The sequence below is a fragment of the Desulfosporosinus youngiae DSM 17734 genome (assembly GCF_000244895.1).
In the GTDB taxonomy this organism is placed as follows: Bacteria; Bacillota; Desulfitobacteriia; order Desulfitobacteriales; family Desulfitobacteriaceae; genus Desulfosporosinus; species Desulfosporosinus youngiae.
In genome coordinates this window covers 2755075-2768183 of record NZ_CM001441.1, presented here as the reverse complement: position 1 = coordinate 2768183, position 13109 = coordinate 2755075, and the positions used below count along the sequence as shown (strand labels likewise).

Here is a 13109-nt window from a genome sequence, read left to right as displayed (position 1 = left end):
TCTTTTTCTAAGGAAGTAAGAGACGGTTGTTCAGCTTTAGCAGACCAGTTCACTTACTTTTTAAGACCGTATATATCAGAGCGTTCACCACAGTTGCTGCGATTGGGCTGCCTCCCCGGGTTCCAAGCACTGTGATGGAAGGGAATTCCTGGTGTTCCCAAAGTAAATCCTTGGACTCTTTTGCCCCGATAAACCCTACGGGTATGCCGACGATTAAAGCCGGACGAGTCTCAGGGTTTTCAGCTAAACGCAGCACCTCGATTAAGGCCGTTGGTGCGTTGCCGATGGCCACAATTGAGCCGCGCAGACGGTCGGCATTCATACGAAAGGCCGTCATTGAACGGGTGATTCCCCAAGCTTTTGCTTGTTCAGGAACCTCGGGAAAATTCAGGAAGCACTCTGCGGTTCCACCTAAGGAGTTTAATTTCTGCTTAGAAATACCGGCACGAACCATTTCGACATCCGTGATGACGTCGGCGCCCTCCCTCAGAGCTTTGAGTCCGCAAGCGATCGCTTGGGGGTGAATCGCAATCGAGGACTCTAAGGACGGATCTCCTGTTGTATGAATGATACGTTCAACTACCGGAAAATCCTCTTCCCGCCAAGGACGGGTTAGCCCAGCCCGTATAATCCGCATACTTTCCGCTTCAATTTGGCCCGGATCTAAAATGAAGTCTGCTGTCATTCACCCAAAGCCTCCTTGATACGCAGGCTGGCCAGGCTGGCAATTCCGTCATCCGCTCCCAGTTCTCTGGTAAAGATGATCTCCACCTCCGGATGCTGTTCCCGAATCTCACGCAATTCCTCGTGAATATCCACGGTCACGTGCATTCCGCGGAAAAGAAAGAGGGGCATGATGACAATGTGAGAAGCACCATTTTTGATCTTTGCTTCCACTGCTTCCGGGAGACTCGGTTTGTCATGGGCCATGTAGGCTGGAGTTACAGGCTGTCCCATTAATTTGCTCACTTTTTCGGCAACCACTAAAAGTCCTTGATTGGCTTCTTCGCGCCTGCTCCCGTGTCCTAAAATAATGATTTCTGTGGATTTCATATCAATTCCTCCAAACGTTTAATAAATTGGGCAACGGTTAAATTATGTGAATCATTTTCAGTTACTGGTCGTTTAATAAGAACCAAGGGAATATTTAAGCTGAGACAGGCCTGTACTTTTTCGAGGGTTCCGCCTACTTTACCGCTTTCTTTGGCCACGACAACCTCGACGTCTAATTGCCTGAACATTGCTTCATCCCAGGCTTGGGAAAATGGTCCTTGAGCAGCAATGATTTGATTGGGCTTGAATCCTAAGGATTCACAGCGCGCCAGCACCTCAGAAGTAGGCAGGACCCGAACATAGAGCAATTTGTCCTTCAGCAGAGGAAGGGATACCCATTCAGGCAACCCGTTGCTTCCCGTGGTGAGCATGATGCGATGTCCTAACCCTGCTGCAATCCGGGCGGCGTCCGGAATATCCTCAGCCCAATGAATATAGGAATGGTCCTCCAGCTCCAGAGCTGAACGCTCCCAGCGCAAGTAAGGCAGGGATAAATTCGCGCAGACCTTTTTAGCCATTTCTTTGACCCGTACCGCGTAGGGATGAGTTGCATCCACTAAAGCGGCAAAGGAGCTGCCGCGTAAAAGATCAGTAAGACCCTCTTCATCCATTGCTCCCGAGCGCGCTTGCAGCCCTTGACCTTGGGCTAAATCCGCCCCATAGGCTGTTAGAGTAGAAACTAAAACCTCATGTCCGCGTTGTTTCAGAGCATCTGCAAGTTCACGCCCATCCTCTGTTCCTGCTAAGACTAAAAGCCTCACAGCTTATACCCTCGGGGAGTCACCATATAAGGACCTACAATCCGGGTTTGAGAGTTGCCGATAATCACAGTCGTCAGCATGTCGATAGGGTGATTCGTGAAATCCCCCAGAGTGGTGATTTCAACGCTTGATTCCTCCCCTCGCAAGGCCTCCCTGACCAGACCTACCGGAGTATCGGGGCGGCGGTAACGCAGAATAATCTCTTGTACCGTCTCTATGTGTTGAGGACGGCCCTTGCTTTTGGGATTATAGAGGGCGAAAATGAAATCTCCCTCTGCTGCCAAGCGCACTCGTTTCTCAATAACTTCCCAAGGAGTCAACAAATCACTTAAGCTGACTACGGCAAAATCATGCATTAAAGGAGCACCTAACATGGAAGCCGCTGCTGAGGCTGCTGTTACTCCGGGAATGATTTCCAAGGGCAGATCCAACAGGTTCTCTTGCTCCAAACACTCAATAATAATCCCGGCCATGCCGTAAACCCCGGCATCTCCGCTGCTTACAACAGCGACCCGGTGCCCCTCGGCAGCGATTCGGATCGCTTCACGACAGCGGTCGATTTCCTGACGCATTCCGGTGGCTACAATTTGCTGATGGGTTAAAAACGGACGAATTAAGTCTATGTAGGTTTTATAGCCCACGATATATTCAACGTCATTTAATACCGACTGAACCTTAGCTGTCATATGGTCTTGGTCCCCGGGTCCGAGGCCTACAACAAAGAGTTTTCTATGCTGATCGCCACTGTGACCCCCTGCCCCTTGGTTTTCGGCAGGACCAGCCGTCCCATTTTGGCTCCCAGTAAACTCGCTGCTTCGCATACACCGTCCACTCCTATCTTTTCGCTTACAAAGTTTGATCGACTCAACTGTTCTTGACGATTAACGGATTGCAATTCATCCGCTGGAAAGGTTTTGAAAGGGACCCTCAAGGATTTAGCCGCTTCAATCAGGCCCACTTCATCGGATTTAAGGTCAATACTATAAATTCCTGAGATTCCCTTGAGGGAAGCGCCAAGCTGTTCTACTGCTGTCGTAATCCGTTCCAGAATGACTTCCTTGGCCACCCCTCGCCGGCATCCTACCCCGACACTTAAAATTGGCGGTATTAAATACAGGGAATCCGGCTGAATAGCTGACTTGGGAAAAACATCGATAATAATGTTCGCATGATCGTTTTCATTTTCAGACAAGAAACGATAATACGGATCCTTCAGCCACGCATCATGCTCCGGCTGCAAAGGATAATTTGCCCGAACAGTGAGGAGCTTTTGCTCCAAAAGCAAACGGTTGACCGCCGGCAAATGCCGGACAGGTTCAACTTTCCAGCCATACCTGCGGGCGTACTCGTCCGGTGCCACCATCCCTCGCCCATCCGTAGCTGTCGTAATAACAGGCACTGCCCCAATCCGATCAGAGATTAGAGCGGCCCAGGCATTGGCACCGCCTAAATGCCCTGAAAGCAAAGGAATGACGAATTTCCCTGTTTCATCTAAGACAAGCACTGCCGGGTCCCGATCTTTACCTTCTATTAAGGATGCGATCTGACGCACGACAATTCCTGTAGCCATGACAAAGATGAGAACGGAAAACTCTTGCCACAGATGCGGGACAATATCGCTCAAACGGGAAAAAGATTCGTATTGGATATCAAAGTTTGTAGTTTTATTTAACTGAGTTTGCTGTAATTGTCCCTGTTTTGGCTCACCGGGATTGTCTCTTGGCCCAACTGCTTTTTCATGAACATAAAACGCTGGAACAAGGGTATCCGGCAGAATCTCTCCAATACGCAGGATCGTATCTAAGCCGCGGTCCGTCAGCGATATAAGAGCTGCCTTTGATTTTAGATTTACGTCCGATTTCACGTCTCTGTCCCTTGCCGGTATTCGTGGGTAAAGGTTGGATCATAGAGCTTCGAACGGGCATATCCCCGCGCCGGATCCAGGAAATCCCCAACTAAGATTTGAGCCTGTTTACGAATCCCAGCCTCTTTGACTTTCTCTACGATGGTTTCGAGGGTTCCCAGAAGAACCTCTTCGTCCGGCCAGCTTGCTTTGGCAACGACTGCAATGGGGGTTGAGGCAGGATACCCGCCTTCCATTAACTCCTTTACCACAGATCCCATATCCTGAACACTTAGGAAAATCGCCATACTGGCTTGATGTTTGGCTAATTTGGCAAGGGCTTCACGCTCCGGAACCGGAGTACGTCCGGCTAAGCGCGTGAGAATCAAGGTCTGGCTGATATCCGGCAGGGTAAATTCACGCTTAACCGCTGCAGCGGCGGCAAAAACCGAACTGACCCCCGGTATGACGGAATAGGGTATTTCTTGCTTATCCAGATATTCGAATTGTTCCTTAATAGCTCCATACATGCTGGGATCTCCTGTATGGAGACGGACAACTGTTTCTCCATTTTTGCTTCCCTCAAGCATCAAAGCGGCCACTTCTTCAAGGGTGAGATGGGCGCTGTCATGGAAAGGAGTTCCCGGACGACAAAGTTCCAGTAATTTCGGGTTAACCAGAGACCCGGCATAAATCACGCGGTCCGCTTGCTCCAAGGCACGGGATCCTTTAATGGTAATCAGTTCAGGATCTCCCGGACCGGCACCGACGAAGATGACCTGGCCGTTAGTTTTTTTCTGGTTCACTGTTACCCCTCCCTAATAAATCTTTTTTAACCAGCAGTAAACTAAGATAATCGATTTTTTCGGATTGGAAATCCTTAGGGTTAGGTTCCCAGCGGATCTTCTCTTCGGATTGTCCCAGGCGGGTTAACAAGACTGCTTTTCTATCGCGTTCTTCAAGAAGAGTCAGCATTGCCGGCAGCCTTCGGGAGACTTTCATTAAGACCAAATTAGGGAAATCAAGATATTCTCCCACATCTTCGGTACTTGGCAAAACCAGGAGAGGTTCATCCCCTGTGGCAAGGGGCAAGTTGATTCGAGCCGCTGCAGCTGCCATAGCTGTGATCCCAGGTACCGTGACAATACACTCCTGGGGCAATTCATCCTGGAGATTGTTCAGCAAGTAACTGTAAGTACTGTAAAGGGAAGGATCACCCAGTGTAATAAAGGCCACAGATCTTCCCTGCTTCAATTCAGCTAAGATAGTTTGGGCTCCATCCAGCCAAGCCTTTGCTAAAACTTGCTGATCCGAGGTCATGGGCATTTCAAGTTCGACCAGCCGGACATTGGCGGGACAATGAGTTTTAGCGATATCCCAGGCTACACTTTCCCGGTCCAGCTTGGATTTTGGGATAGCTACCAGATCAACCGACTGAAGGACATTAACGGCTTGCAAGGTCAGGAGCTGAGGGTCGCCGGGGCCGACTCCGACTCCATAGAATTTTCCCCAAGTTGTATTCATCACTTTTCCCCTTTTCGTGCTGAGATTATAAAGATTGGATTTAAGGCTTGTGCCATATGCAAATCTTGAACTGCTTTCCAGCGAACTGCTTGAATTGACACGGTGTCAATATCCTGATAATTAAAGTCTGTGAGAAATTTTAAGCCTTGAGCAACAGTTTCGATCGTAACTGCAGTGATCACGATTCTTCCCCCTTCAACAAGGGGAAGGGTCTTCAGAATTTCCGCTAAACGCCCATTACTCCCGCCAATAATACAGACATCGACGGGAGGCAGCTCAGGGAAAACATTAGGTGCCGCCCCACGAATCAAGCGGAGATTTGAGACGTCAAACTTATGTTGATTGGCAAGAATGAGTTCTTGAGCCTCAGGATTATGTTCGATGGCATAAACGACCCCTTCAGATGCCAGACCTGCGGCTTCAATACTAATGCTCCCTGTACCCGCCCCAATATCCACGACACAGTCTTGTTTCGAAATTTGGGCTTTGGCGAGTACTTGCACACGAATTTCAGACTTGGTCATGGGAACCTTGCCCCGCAGAAACTCTTCATCTGGTATTCCCAGCCTGGACCCGGGAGCTTTTTTGGTAGAATACTTAAGGGACTGGGGATGCTGATTTCCAGCCTGATTGAACGAAGGATCGCTATCCTGCCCGCCGGCAGGATGAAGAATAACAATTGCATTCTTTAACAAGGTCGTTTCCTGAGCTAATTGCACGGCATCCATTGTCGCCCAAAATTCCTCCGGATAAGCAAGGGCATTCCCGATGGATATGATTGGATTAGAGCCGCGGTCCAAGTAGAGTTGGGCAATTTTCTGAGGGGTATTTTCCCCGCCGGTTAAAACCGCTGTTGGATGAGTTATCACTTGCGGAAGTACGGATAACTCCCGGCCATGAACACTGGCAAACGTCGCCTCTTGCCAGGGAAGCTCCGCTCTGGCAAAAGCAAATTGCAGAGAACTGATTCCAGGATGGACATCGATTCGCTCTTCTGGAAATTCCCTCTTTAATCTGGGTAAAAAACTAAAAAACCCAGGGTCGCCGGAAACAAGTACCCCGACCATTTTCTTTTCAAGAAGTGCACTCCGAATAACTTCGACACTGCTGGCCAGGTTACCGGATAGAGTATACCGGCGTCCTGCGAAATCCGGAAAGAGTTCAAGAGCCCTGGACCCACCGATTAAAATCTCGCAGTTTTTTACAAGTTCGTAAATTGCAGGGGGCAACCATTCCGGCCTTCCGGGGCCGATACCAATGACCTGTAGCATACATTACTCCTCTTCCATAATTTGTCGTTGTTTCAGAAATTAGAGAATCCTTCCTAATAGTATGGGCATTAAAAAAACGAGCCTGAGCAGCTCGTATGGTTTACCTTTATAAACACACACATCTCCCATCGCTCGTAGGTTTGTGATGTTACTTAAGGCAGGCTTTCTGGCTTCATATCATCATTCTCTTCCCTCATCCGTAATTTGATCGTCGGATTTCTGAAGAGAACTCCTTGTTTACAGTGGCGGGACCGCATCGGATTTTCACCGACTTCCCCTTTTTGATCCTCTCTTGCATAAGGAACCTTAAGACGACAATATTAAATTCATGACTGGTTATTCGACTGATAGTTGTATATTCTATAAGTATATACTAAATTCCTCTTTTTCAAATAGGATAATCTATAAAAAAATTGTGATTAATGAGACATTCCTGTAAACATTCAGAATTAACGTCCTTCACAACTATCCGTTATTCCTAAAGGTTTGTGCTTTTGGTTATAATCATAATCTGATCCTTTTAGAATTTGCTATAAACATTATTCAGTCCGTAAGTTGTATCCATCATTCTTGTTCCGAACTGGATGATGTGTTAAATTAACGTTAGGAAACAAATGTTAAAAAAGGGGGTATCTCCTTGGCTAAGAGTCTGCCGCCCTCAAAACAAAGGTTCACGTACGGGGATTACCTCACATGGCCCGAAGATGAACGCTGGGAATTGCTGAATGGTATAGCCTACAATATGACCCCTGCCCCTTCGCGCAAGCATCAGGAGATCTCCGGTCAGCTGCATACACTATTTAATAATTATTTAAAAGGCAAACCTTGCCGGGTTTACGCTGCGCCTTTCGATGTACGCCTGCCCCAAATGCAAGAGAGTGACGAACAGATTTCTACCGTTGTTCAGCCGGATATTGTCGTGGTATATGACAAGAATAAATTGGATGATCGTGGGTGTCAAGGCAGCCCTGATCTGGTTGTTGAGATTACTTCCCCCTCCACCTTTCAAAAAGACCTTAAAGAAAAATTCAACCTGTATGAGCGTGCAGGTATTCTAGAGTACTGGATCGTATATCCGGAGCAAAACACTTTAGCTGTGTTTCATCTTACAAATGAGGGTAAATACTCCAGACCGGAAGTGTATACCGAACAAGATTCAATGATCGTAGGTATTTTCGCAGACCTTATTATCGAACTTCAAGATGTTTTTTCCTAAGACTATGCTCCGGTCTCCTTAAAATTATGAAAATAACAAACCTTTCGACTGCGATAGCACGAAAGGTTTGTTCGCGTTTTCCCATTGCCATTTAACTATGCAGTCTATCAATCTTGTGACCTGACTCCATTATTTCATGATCATAACAGAACTTGCTTTAACAAGAGCGGTGACGTCCTCTCCAACTTTTAATCCCATCGAATCTGCCGACCCAGTGGTAATTGAAGCGACTACTTCAGCTGGTGCACTAACGTCTATAATCACTTCAGTCGATACCGGACCTTTCTTTATTTCCTTAATTGTCCCTTTAAGCTGATTTCTCGTTGATAATTGCATATGTATCACCTCCGCCACACAAGTATGATCGCAGCCAAGCGACATACGTTAGTATGACCAAACCAAAATTTTACATACACAAAACCATTTTTACATAACTCCTGAGTATTTCTACGATTCAATTGTCCTTTTCTGTACATTAATTAACTGACTGAGAATGCTTACGGCTATTTCTTCAGGAGTCTCTGCTCCGATTTTCAGACCGATGGGTGAATACAGTTTTTCTAACGATTCGCTGGAGACTCCCTCTTCCTCCAAGTCAGCTTTTATGGCTTTAACCCTTTTGCGGCTGCCAATCATCCCGATATAGGCGGCCGGCTGATCAATCACTTTCCGCAGGCATATTTTGTCATGGCGATGCCCCCTTGTAATAATCACGATATACGTCTGCGGATTTATAGTTATAGCTTCAATTGCCCGTTCAAAATCGTCACAGATAATGGTATCACAGGTGCTAAAGCGGGCAGAGTTAGCAAAGGATGGACGATCATCGACCACCGTAACCTCATACCCAACCATTTTCGCCATCGCTGCCAGGGGGACTGCGATATGCCCCGCACCTAGAATCAACAATTCCACCACCGTCGCCGGAGGCTCAATCAGCAACCGGAAAGCCGCTTTTGTCACTGAGGTTTCACATTGCTTGAACTCAGAATCCAAACTAATTAGTAAGGGTTGGCTTCTTCCGAGACTTATTTTGGCACTATCTATAGCAGCTCTGTTCAGCTTTTCTAAACCAAGATCGCCGAAAATGTCTCCGTTATTCTTAATGAACAGCTTTCTCCCCAGCAATCCTTCCGCAGTCGCTTCAATCACTGTTACCAGCAGGGGATTTCTATTATTCTCTAAAGCTGACAGATAATCTTTCCGTAGATTGATCTGTTCCCTATCACTTTGAGGACCCAAATAGTCAATGAATAATTCCATGACCCCTCCGCAGACCATTCCTTCCTCTTGGGCAATGTCCGCCGTCATATTTAAAGAATGCCTGATAGGTGTGTATGAATCTATAACACTAAACGCCTCCCGCCTGGCCTCGGCCTCGCCACATCCGCCACCGATGGTTCCAATTGCCGTTCCGTCAGGAAAAACCAGCATTTTTGCTCCGGACTTGCGAGGAGTTGACCCCAACACACTGATTACAGTAATCAAGGCAGCCTCCAAGCTCTGATCAAATACCTTTTTCAGCCCGAGGTATATCTCTTTTTCCATCAATCTTGTCCTCCTAGATCAGCCTTCCAAAGCTCATGTAAAGGCATCTTTCGTTTCTCTCCTTTGAATGTCGGGAAATAAGGTCTATTGATCCGAGCAATACATTTCCAGGAATTAAAATAGCTGCCTATTCCATTCCGGCGAATAGCGCAATTCCACTTCCACAATTTCCCCTGCCTTATATCCTTTACTCTTTCCTGGTGTACTGAGAGTGGCGTTGGATCGAATCAGCCTGGACATAGAAGCAAAGCGTCCTATTGGTCTGGCTACATAAGATCCGCCGGTTTTCTGTACTTCCAGCCAGGCAAAGGGTATTGGCCCAAGAATATCATCCAGCAGCTTCACCTTTAATCGCCTGGGTTCAATCCTTGGCTGAGAAAAATATTTGTCGATCAGCGGTCCTACATACCATTCAACGGCACATGCGGCGCCCATGGTCGGTCCAACCGCGCCTACAATAGGTTTAGAGCCGGCTATGGTCAAGGTAGTATGCTTGCCCGGACCATAAGCTATTTCATAGACCAGGATTTCGCCGACGGTTTCCAACACCTCAATGGCCCGGTCATCACTGCCTTTGGAGGATCCCCCATTAAGAATAACTATGTCTGCCCAGGCTAAAGCATCCTGAATCACCCTAACCAATTCATCAGGGTTATCACGGGTAATAGGATAAAGTCGTGGTTCTCCACCCATGATTTTTATTTGAGCTTCCATCATTATCCCGTTAGACTCTACATTTTTACCGCGCGGCGGCCGGTATCCGACAGGTACTAATTCATTCCCGGTAGGAAGAATAGCTACTCTGGGTTTAGCCAGGACAGCCACCTCATCGACACCACCCGTTGACAAAAGTCCAAGTTGCAGCGGGCCAAGACAACAATATGCGGGAACCAATACCTCGCCGGCCTGCATTATTCCACCGATGGGCCGGACATTCTGACCAGGCTGGGGGATATTTAAGATCCGTAATTTCCCTGTTTCATCAATTTCCACATCTTCAATAAGTACTACTGTGTCAAAATCCTCCGGGATTCCAACTCCGGTATTGCTGATGACGAAATCCACCCCGTTTTGCCACTGGTCCGTAGCGGGAATCCCGCCATTAAGATTTGCAGATTTAAGGGCAATACCGTCCATGCTGCTGACAGGGCTGTTCGGCAAGGTATTTACCGCAAGGGTTTCTTGCGCTGTGACTCTTCTCAGAGCCTCTCGTACAGGAATCCTTTCCACACGGGGCTGAAAATGGGATCTAGCAAGGATAAGCCGTAGTGCTTCCTGCCGTGATGTCCGTGGGTGTTCTGGTTTTTTCATCCATATATCCTTTCCAGGTAATTAATTTTTTCTTATATGACTTTTAGGTCCAGATAGCTTACGTTAGTTTATATTAGCCTATGATGGAAGTGTTGGTATTTATGACCAATTACTTATTAACCCGGCTAAAAGATTTAAATGGACCTCAATTGCCACGCCAGATTGCCAAGCTAAATCTCTATTTTCATCTCCTTGGCTATCTTCATTTCAAGAAGCCAAACATGCCAAACCCTATTAAGATCAAAAAAATCCTACACCCGCTAACTATCCGGGTGTAGGATTGACCTCTGATGTTTGTAAATGGGTTTGTGGCTGACTTGATCAACCGTCCTCCTCAATTCTCCTTATTACCGTCCGGTCTGCGGATTTGCCAAAAAAATGATAGCCTGAGCCGGCCTCTGCCAGGAGGTCCAACAATTCGTCGGGATTTGTCACGGAAATACCGCCCAGAATATCCACTCCACGCCGGAAAAAGGCCTCCGGCAATAGGCTGGCTGTCGGTCCGACGACGACAATATGAGCATTTGGTTTGGCCAGTTTGAGCAACTCATCCAACGTATCATTAATCAAAGTGGTGCCCGTAATCACTAAAACATCCGCTTGGGGTATGATCTCCCCAGCACGGCTGCCGTGTACATAAAAAGGCATTTCATCCGGTTTTAAGGTCGAGGGGTCCATTTCCAGAATTGTGAAGGGCTTGTCGCGCTTTTTTAGCTTCTTCAGAAACGGGGCCAGAGCGCCGACCACAACGACATAGGCTTCTTCCGGAATTTCCACCACATCCAGGGCATCAACGTTGCTCTGAACTTCATAATCTTGGGGCGGGAACGTTTGCCAACAGGTTTCGGTTAAGGCATTAAGCACAGCTATGCCGATGGCTTTACGCAGCGAATTACTTTTATAGATTCCTTGAAGTAATTCCATAACCGGTGTCCCTATTAATCGTCCGGAGCTCGGCATGGCCTTAGCGGAACTCGGGCAGCAAACTGCTTCAGGAATTGTTTTAATCGGTGTAAAGCAAATGCCGCCCAGGCCATTGCTGAGCTTTACCCCCGTAAAAAACAACCCAATAACTACCCGCTCCAAGGTAATTTGGTTTATTTCCTCGCCTAAAACAGATTGGATCTGTTCATGAGTTTCCCGCAAGATAGCTCCTGGGCTTAAGTCCAATGAATCAACGTCTTCACCTTGCTTAGTTAACTTTCTGATCTCCATGGTTTCCTCCTGTCACCCTTAGGCCAATTTTCTATTATTTTATCCACTTCATGCTTACATTTCCATAAAATCAAATTATACGATTTGAATAGACGTGAGGACCGACGGCCGCCTCTCCCTATATGTGAATCAGACGGCGAAGGCGGTAGAGTCCACCTTTGCCGCCTGGTGTTTCTGTTCGGATAGAACAGCTCGCCGAAACCATCCACCGGGAGTTTTCGTCACCGAAGTCCCGAGGTCCGGCTTTAGTTTAGCGAGTCCGCTGATTACCTGAATAATTACGAACCAATAATCTCCTTGATTTGTTCGTCACTTAGATTATATTTGAAAAAGTGACTGTAGAAATAGGAAATTTCTTTCCCTAATTCTTCGGTCGTCATGATATTCGGATACAGCTTATTCATCGTCCATAAAATTGTCAGAGGCTGCTCGGTCGTACGGTTGCCCCAAATATGGGAAACACCCGGAACGGTATAGATCTGACCATTTTTAACTGCAGAAATATCGGCATAGCGCTTATCGGCCAGGACATCTTTTTTGAGTGCCACGTCTGAAAGCAACATGACATCAGGACTCCATTTCAGCAGATCTTCCAATGTGTATGTCAGAGTTTCAGTGGTTCTGCCGTTATCAGTCACACTAATGCCGCCCGCGGTTTTGATCCACCATTCGGCAATAATATGAGGCTGTGAATAGGTGATTGGGTTGCCGTAGACAACTTTTTTCTTGTCTGCTTCTTTGAGGTTTTTGGTCAGATCCTGCGCCTTCGCTACAATTTTATCAAAATAGGCCAGGTAGTCCTTGGCAACGTCTTGCTTATTGAGCACTTCGCCAAGCAGCGTAATGCATGCCTTAACATCTTCCTGTTTGGCCCAGGACAGGTAAATAACGTTCTGCCCCTGTGCGGCAAGCTGTTCGGCCATTTCTTTGGTCATAACCAGGCATAGATCAGGCTTCATCTGTAAAACTTTTTCCATCACAATCTCGCCGTTGGCATCCTGAAGTACGGGAGCATTTTTCAGCTGCGGAGCAAACAGGTATTGATATTTATTCCATCGTTCGCTTTTTGTGAAAGAAGCCGTTCCCTCATTGACGATTTTGCTGCCCTCGCCTAAAGTCTCTACAAAGGCGTTAAGCACTCCGATAGAGCCAAAGGTGGCAATGCTTTTGATCTCGGCAGGGATCTTGACAGACCTTCCTGCCATATCGACTACGGTACGCTCGGTCTGAGTAACAGCGGTCTTTTCGGGCGGATTTGTCCCGTTTGGCGCTTGCTGCCCGCATCCTGCCAAGCTGGCTAATACAAAGAAAGTCAGGAGTACCAGGGCCAGGATTTTTTTAGTTGATTTCATTTTTCGTTTCTCCTT

Annotated in this window: 14 protein-coding genes and 1 riboswitch; of the genes, 1 reads left to right on the top strand and 13 read right to left on the bottom strand. The window is 47.2% G+C overall.

Annotated elements, in window-relative coordinates; genetic code table 11:
• Positions 1-49: 49 nt before the first annotated feature.
• The 8 genes from DESYODRAFT_RS12760 to DESYODRAFT_RS12725 are packed head-to-tail and all read right to left on the bottom strand — an operon-like array spanning position 50 to position 6452.
• The gene (locus DESYODRAFT_RS12760; protein ID WP_007783647.1) at positions 50-685 is read right to left on the bottom strand and encodes a precorrin-8X methylmutase; all 636 of its coding nucleotides are present in this window, start codon (positions 683-685) and stop codon (positions 50-52) included.
• Positions 682-1053: a sirohydrochlorin chelatase gene (locus DESYODRAFT_RS12755; RefSeq protein WP_007783645.1), complete on the bottom strand. Its 372-nt coding sequence runs from the start codon at positions 1051-1053 to the stop codon at positions 682-684. The genes DESYODRAFT_RS12760 and DESYODRAFT_RS12755 overlap by 4 nt, the downstream gene beginning before the upstream one ends.
• Positions 1050-1814: a precorrin-6A reductase gene (cobK, locus tag DESYODRAFT_RS12750; protein WP_007783643.1), complete on the bottom strand. Its 765-nt coding sequence runs from the start codon at positions 1812-1814 to the stop codon at positions 1050-1052. The genes DESYODRAFT_RS12755 and cobK overlap by 4 nt, the downstream gene beginning before the upstream one ends.
• On the bottom strand, positions 1811-2500 hold the full coding sequence (gene cobJ, locus DESYODRAFT_RS12745; RefSeq protein ID WP_007783641.1) for a precorrin-3B C(17)-methyltransferase: 690 nt from the start codon (positions 2498-2500) through the stop codon (positions 1811-1813). Before cobJ ends, cobK begins: the two co-directional genes overlap by 4 nt.
• Positions 2501-2526: 26 nt before the next feature.
• A complete protein-coding gene (locus DESYODRAFT_RS12740) occupies positions 2527-3678 on the bottom strand; it encodes a cobalt-precorrin 5A hydrolase (protein ID WP_007783639.1) in 1152 nt (383 codons plus the stop codon).
• Positions 3675-4463, bottom strand: coding sequence for a precorrin-4 C(11)-methyltransferase (gene cobM, locus DESYODRAFT_RS12735; protein WP_007783638.1), 789 nt, complete (start codon positions 4461-4463; stop codon positions 3675-3677). The genes DESYODRAFT_RS12740 and cobM overlap by 4 nt, the downstream gene beginning before the upstream one ends.
• Complete coding sequence (gene cobI / locus DESYODRAFT_RS12730) at positions 4444-5181, bottom strand: precorrin-2 C(20)-methyltransferase (RefSeq protein WP_007783637.1); 738 nt, start codon at positions 5179-5181, stop codon at positions 4444-4446. Before cobI ends, cobM begins: the two co-directional genes overlap by 20 nt.
• Positions 5181-6452, bottom strand: a complete 1272-nt coding sequence (locus DESYODRAFT_RS12725) for a bifunctional cobalt-precorrin-7 (C(5))-methyltransferase/cobalt-precorrin-6B (C(15))-methyltransferase (protein ID WP_007783636.1) — start codon at positions 6450-6452, stop codon at positions 5181-5183. The genes cobI and DESYODRAFT_RS12725 overlap by 1 nt, the downstream gene beginning before the upstream one ends.
• A gap of 139 nt (positions 6453-6591) precedes the next feature.
• A riboswitch (cobalamin riboswitch) is annotated at positions 6592-6776 on the bottom strand.
• Positions 6777-7089: 313 nt separating this feature from the next.
• Here DESYODRAFT_RS12725 and DESYODRAFT_RS12720 point away from each other — a divergent pair.
• Complete coding sequence (locus DESYODRAFT_RS12720) at positions 7090-7668, top strand: Uma2 family endonuclease (protein WP_007783634.1); 579 nt, start codon at positions 7090-7092, stop codon at positions 7666-7668.
• Positions 7669-7797: 129 nt separating this feature from the next.
• On the opposite strand, the gene DESYODRAFT_RS12715 is transcribed toward DESYODRAFT_RS12720, so the two are convergent.
• The 5 genes from DESYODRAFT_RS12715 to DESYODRAFT_RS12695 all read right to left on the bottom strand — a co-directional run bounded on the left by DESYODRAFT_RS12715 (position 7798) and on the right by DESYODRAFT_RS12695 (position 13094).
• Positions 7798-8004: a TOBE domain-containing protein gene (locus tag DESYODRAFT_RS12715; RefSeq protein WP_007783632.1), complete on the bottom strand. Its 207-nt coding sequence runs from the start codon at positions 8002-8004 to the stop codon at positions 7798-7800.
• A gap of 111 nt (positions 8005-8115) precedes the next feature.
• The gene (locus DESYODRAFT_RS12710; protein WP_007783631.1) at positions 8116-9216 is read right to left on the bottom strand and encodes an XdhC family protein; all 1101 of its coding nucleotides are present in this window, start codon (positions 9214-9216) and stop codon (positions 8116-8118) included.
• A 114-nt stretch (positions 9217-9330) separates the two neighbouring features.
• Complete coding sequence (locus DESYODRAFT_RS12705; protein ID WP_007783628.1) at positions 9331-10527, bottom strand: molybdopterin molybdotransferase MoeA; 1197 nt, start codon at positions 10525-10527, stop codon at positions 9331-9333.
• 321 nt (positions 10528-10848) lie between these two features.
• Complete coding sequence (locus DESYODRAFT_RS12700) at positions 10849-11742, bottom strand: DUF364 domain-containing protein (protein WP_007783627.1); 894 nt, start codon at positions 11740-11742, stop codon at positions 10849-10851.
• Between the two features lie 278 nt (positions 11743-12020).
• Entirely contained in the window at positions 12021-13094 is a 1074-nt protein-coding gene (locus tag DESYODRAFT_RS12695) for an ABC transporter substrate-binding protein (RefSeq protein WP_007783624.1), read from the bottom strand.
• Positions 13095-13109 lie beyond the last annotated feature (15 nt).